At 68.7% G+C, this 4,839-nt stretch carries 2 protein-coding genes; both read left to right on the forward strand.

Annotated elements, in window-relative coordinates; genetic code table 11:
* The first annotated feature begins 53 nt into the window (after positions 1–53).
* On the forward strand, positions 54–1,016 hold the full coding sequence (locus tag QZV72_RS09170; RefSeq protein ID WP_297007639.1) for a DUF4132 domain-containing protein: 963 nt from the start codon (positions 54–56) through the stop codon (positions 1,014–1,016).
* Positions 1,013–4,839: hypothetical protein (locus QZV72_RS09175; protein ID WP_297007641.1), on the forward strand; the 3,827-nt coding region annotated here is incomplete at its 3' end. The genes QZV72_RS09170 and QZV72_RS09175, both read left to right, overlap by 4 nt.

Raw genomic sequence — 4,839 nt, forward strand, 5'->3', positions numbered from 1 at the left:
CCGGCTACGAGACCCTGACCACCACACGCCACCCGGCGAGGAAGTAGAGCCCCATGACAGCGTCCACCACTGAACCAACCGTCACCACCGACCTGCACTGGATCCCCGCCGGCGACTACATCCTCGCCCTTGACGGCACGACCGTCCGGTCCCGCAACGCCAAGGGCAAGGACCTCAAGAGCGTCCCGGCGAAGGTAAAGAAGACTGACGAGTACCTGCAATTGGACGCCCTGGCGACCTGGCTCACCCAGCACGAACGCACCTGTTCCGACACCGTCCGCACCTGGTTCCTGCGTGGTGAACAGGTGTCCGCGAAACTCCTCGCCACGGTGTGGATCGACCCCGCATGGCAGACGTACATCAGGGATCTCGTGGTGCTGGCGTCCTCCCCTGAGACGGAAAAGAAGGCAGAGGATGCGCAGGAGCAGGTCACCGGTCTGCTCCGCGGCGCAGACGAGGACGCGCTCCACCTCGTCGACCTCGACGGGGAGACCGTCGACATCCCTTTGACTGACGCGCACGGCGCCGACACCACCGTCACCGTCCCGCACCCGGTCCTCATCGACAACATCGACGACTGGCGGGAGTTCGCCGTCGACCTCGGCGTCACCCAGGGTGCTGACCAGCTCTTCCGCGAGATCCACGTGAAGCCGGACACCGCAGAAGGACGCCGCGACGCACTCACCCGCTACGCCGGCGCCCGCTACGAGAAAGGCGCGGCGCTCATGGGCAGGAGCAAGGGCGCCGGCTACGAGACGACCCGCTTCGAGGTCTGCCTGAAGGTCACCGAACCCGGCGCCGCTGGCGCCACCCCCACCACAGTCAATGCCGTCCTCTCCATAGAGTGCGCCGACCCGTTCTTCGAGGGCACGGTCGGTGATCTGAGCTTCGGCAGCCCGGAGACCGGCCGTCTGGACCCGGACGATGTCGGGCCTGTCGCCTGGTCGGAGGGCGTCCGCATGGCCGAGTTCGTCCATTCCGGACGTACCGTCGAGGACACGGAGGGCAATGAATGAGCACCACCGGACACTCCGCACTTGTTGCTGTCCCCGTCACCGGGGAACTGCTGGGACCCCGCACCGTCGTCCGCCTGGTCGCCGAACCCCTCGTCCCCGTCGTCGGACAGACCGTCACCCACCTCGGCCTGACCGCCGGGGACCCCACCACCGTCGGTGTCACCACCGCCGGTGCCGTCGGGTTCCCCGACTGGCCGATCCTGCAGCACCCCGAACTCACCGGGGCGGCACTCACCCTCGCCGAGGACCTGGCCTGGGCCAGGAAAAACGCCCGCCGGGGTGTGCAGAAGGCCGAGCACCGCATCAACGGGATCATCGACCGGGAGGTCGGCACCCACCCCGAACTGCTGCCCACCCTGCTGGAGGACTTCGCCCGCATCCTCGACGACGCGGGGAAGGACGCCGCGGCGAAACGCTGGTTCTCCCGGGCCCGCCGCATCGAGACCGACTACAGCCTCCCGGTCGACCCGGACCGGCACCGCACCGTCTTCCTCGAGTTCGCCGAGCGTGGTGTCGTCGGGGCGAAGGACCTCACCGCCGAAGCGAAGGCCGCCGTCGCCCGCGCCGGGGACGACCCGGACGCCCTGACCGCCGCCTACGACTACCTTCTCGACCTCAACGCCGAACGGCTGCGCGGCGGCAACCCGCCCTACGCCGCCCTGCTCACCGACCTGACCCGGGCGGGGAAATCCGCGGGGAAGACACCGTCCACCGTCGCCGCCGAGTTCCTCGGCCTCGTGAAGGACACCCCCGGCCTCGACAAGGCGGAGATGCCCTTCCGCGCTGCGGCGGCGAAGAAGCTGAAGAAGCACCCGGACCTGCTCGCTGCCCTGTTCGGCACCTTCCGGGAACCCTCCGGCTACGGGCATGCGACCGACCAGGACGTGGACGCCTTCTTCGTCAACGCCCGCAGCTCGGGACTGATGGACGCCCTGCTCAAGGAAGGCCCCGCCGAGTTCCTCGACTGGTTGGTCGGCGTCCTCGAAAAGACAGGTTCCCTGGTCAGCGGCACACTGCTGAACTTCGTGCACTTCAACGCGTCCCGTCTGCGCGGCGCGGCGGTGAGGATCGACCTCTCCGATGTCGCCCTTCCCGTGATCGATGCCCTGGAACGCGCGGGGGTGGCCTGGGAGATTACCGGGCACACCGGCCACAGGGCGACCTCACTGCACAACTTCGCGTGGGGCCTGCACTGGAGGCACAATCCGAGGAGCGACAGGGACATCCCTGCCGGTGGCCCTGACCCGGTTGTCGACGCCGTGGCCGCCAATCCCGACCTCGTCGAGGCACTCGCCGGTGACTTCCGGGCTGCACAGGGAGCAGAACTCCTAAAACCGTTGGTCACCTATTCGAACTCAGCCCTGGCGTGGGCGATCACCCCGCATCTGATCACCGCGCTCATCACGGAGCTGACCGAAGGCGACACCGGCGTCACTGTCCCGCATCTGGCAGCTCTCCGGGACACGGCACGCCTCATCCTCGCCGCCGACCCACCGGTTGAGGACCTGCGTCGTCTCGCCGAGGCTTTCACACTGAGTGCCCCGGACATCCTCGCCGCGAACCTCCGCCTCGGCCTGCTGCAGGAGTACACCTGGCCCGAACTGGAGACCCACATCGACCGGTGGGACGCCACCCTCGGCAACGGTGGGAAAGGCCCGGCCCTCCAACTGCGGGAGTCTTTCCCTGGCGTCATCGCCCGCGTCGGTGATGAACTCGTCGCCGTGGAGGGGGAGGAGACCCTCGCCGTCACCCACGGGCAGGTGGGGGAGTACCCGCTGCTGCGCGCCGGGTACTTTCGGGACGACGACGGCACAGACGACACAGACGGCACCGTCCGCGTCCTCGCCGTCACGGAGAAAGGCGGTATCACCTGGGATGACGGCTCAACAGTGGCCTGCAGCGTCCCGCGGTTCCCGGAATGGACGGAGGGGCTCAGTATCCCGGTGGACGGTGGTCGCCTGTACGGCACCGGTGTCATCGCCACCGGGGTAACGCAGGCCACCTGGCCCGCCGGTGTGGTCGAATCCACCGGCGACCGAATCTGGCGTGCCACCAGTGACTACGGTGCACCCCGCCCTGAGAAGGCCGACCCGACCACCGGGCAGGACGCCGGCCCTGTCGCCTGGACGGCGATCCCCACCATCCGGCTGCAGAAGACGGCGTCCCCGAGAAGCTGGTCAATGGGCGTCACCACGGGCAATACCTGGTGCTTCCCCTGCGCAGAATCTGACATCCTGCCTGTCCACGACGGGGCCGTCTGTGTCGCCCAGACCAGCCCCGCGGAGGCGAAGGTCGTCACGGGCGACGGACGAGGACACATCGACCGGACCTGGGTCGCACCCTTCGCCGGCCTCGGCGGCGAACGGTGGTTCCCGCTGCACCTCAACGGTCGCACCCTTCTGCTCGGCAGTTACCGGCATCTGCGGTGGTCGGGTGACCGGAGGTTCACCGCCGTGGAACCCACCCCTTCGTTGGACGCCAGGGGTAACGCCACCTGGCAGATCCTGCTGCCGTATCCGGCGTGGGTGAATCTGCGTGTCCGGTCGCAGGACGCCAGTTCGGCGCTCCGCGCAGCGACCGCCGATACCGTGACACCGCTGCTCGATGCCCTCGGCGATGATCCGGGCACGGCCTTGCCAACACTTGAGCATCTGCAGCTCGACAACCGGAAGGTCACCGGAGTCCACCACGACCACCGGCCGGTCGACGCCCGCTGTCGGCCAGGATCCCCGGCGATGACCGCCGCGGCAGCCCTGACCGGAACCGGTGATCCGGCACTGTGCGCAGGTGTGGTCCAGACCGCCGCCCTCGTCGTCCACGAGACGGCCGCACTGAACACCCTCGTCCACACCCTCCGGGAGGCGTCCTCCACGACGTCTGACGCCGGCCGGGGAGCCGGGGACACAGCAGCCTCCACCCCGGGAGTCTGCGTCACCGAATCCGGAGTTCCGTGCCATGGAAAGACCGAAAAGGTGACGCGAACTCCGCGCGCTCCGCAGCCCCCGGAGCCCGTGAAGACCCCGGTCACACCCCACAGTCAGGCCCCGGACTCCACCGAGGTCACCGACGCGCGCCGACAGATGACCGAACTCACCGACCTCATGGACGGCACCCCCGGCTACCGCGGCGGCACCTGGCGCTGGCCCTTCACCGTCGGATCCGAGAAAGCGACCGTCACCTGGGCCCGCGGCCCGTTCGTCACCGACGCCGAACGCTCCGCCGTGTCCCACGTCCTACGAAGGACCGCAGAGACCATTGACACCCACCGGTGGCGACGCACCGCCGTCGACTGGTCACGCAAAACCGTCCAGGCCACCAAGACCCGCAGCGGCGGCGAAGCCTGGGACAACCCCGACGACAAGGACAACAGCACCCACCTCATCATCCTCGGAAAAGCAGACGTCACCGGCGACGGGAGCATCGCCGTCAACCACATCCTCGCCGACCTCCCGGACATTGACGACCTTCCGACCACCCTGCTCGGCTCCCCACTGTGCGGAGCCCCGGAACTCTGCCGCGACCTCGGCATCGACCCCGCCCTCACCGGCGACGACCTGGTGGCCGCGGCCGACCTGCTGGACGCGATCACTACGGGGACGCAGAACGTCCCTTCACCGGACTCCCAGCTGGTCACCCAGCTCACCACCCGGCTGCCACTGACCCCGGCCGCCGCGACGATGCTGCTCGCCGGCGCCTACCACCCGCACCACACCGTCATCCCGGTTGACCGCTACAACGACGAGACATCGGAAAGTCAGAAGTACCGCCGAGCCGCAGCCAAGACCCTGGGGATACCCGCCACAGTTGTCGGGCCCGCCCTCAC

Source organism: uncultured Corynebacterium sp. (assembly GCF_902782855.1).
Taxonomy (GTDB): Bacteria; Actinomycetota; Actinomycetes; order Mycobacteriales; family Mycobacteriaceae; genus Corynebacterium.